This window comes from Frankia sp. AgKG'84/4, from assembly GCF_023242965.2.
Taxonomy (GTDB): Bacteria; Actinomycetota; Actinomycetes; order Frankiales; family Frankiaceae; genus Frankia.
The window spans coordinates 1-2,455 of sequence record NZ_JALKFU020001229.1 but is presented as its reverse complement, the minus strand read 5'-3'; the positions used below and the strand labels follow the sequence as shown (position 1 = coordinate 2,455).

Genomic DNA, 2,455 nt, shown 5'->3' with positions numbered 1-2,455 from the left:
GGCCAGGCTCGCGCAGGCAGGGCGGCGGTCGACGTAACCGCGGTCGCCGCGGCGCGGGCAGGCAAGGCGGCGGTGATGGCGGCCGCGGCAAGCAGTCCGGCGGCGATCGCGAGCGCGTCGGCGGCGATCGCGGGCCAGCCGCTCGCGTAGTAGCGGGGATGGCGCACGATCGGTCCGACCCCGACCGTCACGGCCAGCAGCGCCCAGCTCCCCGTCACCAGCCCCGCCGGCCATCTCCCGGCCCTCGGTCGCCGCTGGCGGCGGCGACCGGTGAGCGCGACCGCGAGCGCGGTGGCGAGGACACCGAGTAGCACGCAGCCCATGGCCCAGGCCCCGTACCGGCCGTCCTTCGCCGCGATACCCCAGGCCAGTGCGCACCAGCCGGTGAGGACCAGCGCGAGCGTCCGCGCGGCACCGCCCGGCGCGGGCCGGGCGGTGGCGGCGGTCCGTTGGGCGGGGACCGGCGAGGCCATGTGCGCACGATGCCAGAGCCCGCCGCGGGGGCTACGGCGGCCCCGCGTCCCGTGTGGTCCGGGCGTACCACGGCGGACCGGTCCGGAACGGCGAGGGGGTGCGGGAGGATCACAGCCGTCCCCGTGCAAGACTTCCTTCCGTGGCCGGCCCCAGGGTCCGGCGCCCCCGCAGCCGCCGCGCACATTCCGGCCGGCGGGAGTGACCATGAAGGTGTGTTGAGGAGAGGTCCGGCACAGTGACCGAAAAGCCAGAGGTAGTCGTCATCGGGGCCGGGCCGGCGGGCCTGACCGCCGGCTGGGAGCTGGTGAAACGGGACGTGCCCGTGACGATTATCGAGGGTGACTCGGTCGTCGGCGGAATCAGCCGTACCGCGCAGCGGGACGGCTGGCGTTTCGACATCGGCGGCCACCGTTTCTTCACCAAGGTGCCGGAGGTCGAGAAGCTCTGGCACGAGATCCTCCCGGACGAGGACTTCCTGCTCCGGCCCCGTTCGAGCCGTATCTACTACGACGGCAAGTTCTTCGACTACCCGTTGAAGGCGACGAACGCGCTGGGCAACCTCGGTCTCGTGGAGGCGGCGCGCTGCATCGCCTCCTACGCGGCGGCCCGGGTGCGCCCGCCCAAGGACCAGAGCAACTACGAGAACTGGCTCGTCGCCCGCTTCGGCTGGCGGCTCTACCGCACCTTCTTCAAGACCTACACGGAGAAGCTCTGGGGCGTCCAGGTCAGCGAGATGCCCTCGGACTGGGCCGCGCAGCGGATCAAGAGCCTGTCCATGATGAACGCCATCATGAACGCGGTTCTCCCGAAGCGGAACCAGAAGGACATCACATCCCTCATCGAGGAGTTCCAGTACCCGAAGTTCGGGCCCGGAATGATGTGGGAGACCGCCACCGACAAGATCGTCAAGCAGGGTGGCCGGGTCGTCTTCGAGGAGAAGGTCCGCCGGATCCACCACGCCGACGGTCGGGCGACCGGCGTCTCCACCCAGGTCACCGGTGGCTACGGCCCGGGCGCGGGTGCGCCTGAGTCGTCGCGGTCCGACCTCGGCAGCGAGTACCAGTACCCCGCCGACGAGATCATCTCGTCGATGTCGTTCTCGTCGCTGGTCCGGGTGATGGACCCGCCGGCGCCGCAGAAGGTGCTCGACGCGGCGAACGCGCTGAAGTACCGCGACTTCCTCACCGTGGCCCTGGTCGTGCCGGAGTCCGCCGGCTTCCCGGACAACTGGATCTACATCCACGCCCCCACGGTGAAGGTCGGCCGCATCCAGAACTTCGCGTCCTGGTCGCCGTTCCTGGTCAAGGACGGGAAGACCTGCCTGGGCCTGGAATACTTCGTCTTCGAGGGTGACGAGACGTGGAACAGCTCGGACGAGGACCTCGTCGCGCTGGCCACCAAGGAACTCCTCGAACTCGGCCTTATCCGGTCGGGCCAGGTCGAAACGGGCTATGTCGTGCGCATGCCCAAGGCATACCCGTACTATGACATGGCTTACAAGCAGAACGTCGACATCATTCGGGCCTGGCTGGCGGAGAACACGCCGAATGTGCACCCCGTGGGTCGCAACGGCATGCACCGCTATAACAACCAGGACCACTCGATGCTGACCGCCATGCTGACCGTGCAGAACATCGTCGACGGCACCCACCACGACGTGTGGGAGGTCAACGTCGAGGAGGACTACCACGAAGAGGTGGCCTCCAAGAGCTGACGGTGGGTTCGCGACCGAGAAGGCCGCGACCCACCGGTCCGGCGCCATCGTGGCGCCGGACCGCGCACCAACCAGCCACACGCACCACCCAGCCACACGCATCACCCAGCCACACGCACCAACCAGCCACACGCACCAACCAGCCACACGCATCACCCAGCCACACGCACCAACCAGCCACACGCACCAACCAGCCACACGCATCACCCAGCCACACGCACCAACCAGCCACACGCACCAACCAGCCACACGCATCACCCAGCCACA

1 protein-coding gene and 1 pseudogene are annotated in these 2,455 nt (G+C 68.9%); one reads left to right on the top strand and one right to left on the bottom strand.

All coding sequences use genetic code 11. The features are described 5' to 3' along the window. Positions 1 to 473 (bottom strand): annotated as a pseudogene (locus MXD58_RS29070) (hypothetical protein); the annotation flags it as partial. 236 nt (positions 474 to 709) lie between these two features. Here MXD58_RS29070 and MXD58_RS29065 point away from each other — a divergent pair. Beyond that, positions 710 to 2,188, top strand: coding sequence for an NAD(P)/FAD-dependent oxidoreductase (locus MXD58_RS29065; RefSeq protein WP_248840347.1), 1,479 nt, complete (start codon positions 710 to 712; stop codon positions 2,186 to 2,188). Positions 2,189 to 2,455: the final 267 nt, after the last annotated feature.